Annotated in this window: 1 pseudogene; it reads left to right on the top strand. The window is 65.1% G+C overall.

Features of this window, described 5'->3' with window-relative positions:
• A pseudogene (locus ACOADB_RS17685) lies at positions 1–401 on the top strand (cellulose 1,4-beta-cellobiosidase); the annotation flags it as partial.
• Between the last annotated feature and the right edge of the window lie 80 nt (positions 402–481).

Below are 481 nucleotides of genomic sequence, written 5' to 3'. Positions count from 1 at the left end.
ACGTGACCATCAACGGGATCAACGACCTCAACCTCGCCACCGAGGCCGTGACGATCACGCTGACCTACGGGACGCAGACCAAGCAGGTCTCGGTGACCGTGGTCGACGACGACGTCCAGACGATCGTCGCCGACCCCACCGCAACCGTCACCGCGGGAGGGAGCACGCAGGTCGACGTGTCACTCGAATTCCAGCCGACCATCAACGTCACCGTCAATGTCGGCTCCAGCGACACGGACACGGCCACCGTCACGCCCAGCGTCCTGACCTTCACCCCGTCGAACTGGAACACGCCCCAGTCCGTGACGATCAACGGTGTCGCAGCCGGTGGCGCCACGGTCTCCCTCACGTCGACCGGCGTGACGACCAAGACGATCGACGTCACCGTCGAGGAACCCTAGGACCGGCGCAGCTTTCGTCGTACCCAGGAGATCGGCAGCAGACAGAAGGGAAGCCCGAGCCCCAGCAGGATCAGGGGCAA

The organism is Nocardioides sp. CPCC 206348 (assembly GCF_048654705.1).
In the GTDB taxonomy this organism is placed as follows: domain Bacteria; phylum Actinomycetota; class Actinomycetes; order Propionibacteriales; family Nocardioidaceae; genus Nocardioides.
The sequence above is the reverse complement of the archived record's forward strand: the minus strand, read 5'-3'. Positions and strand labels throughout refer to the sequence as shown.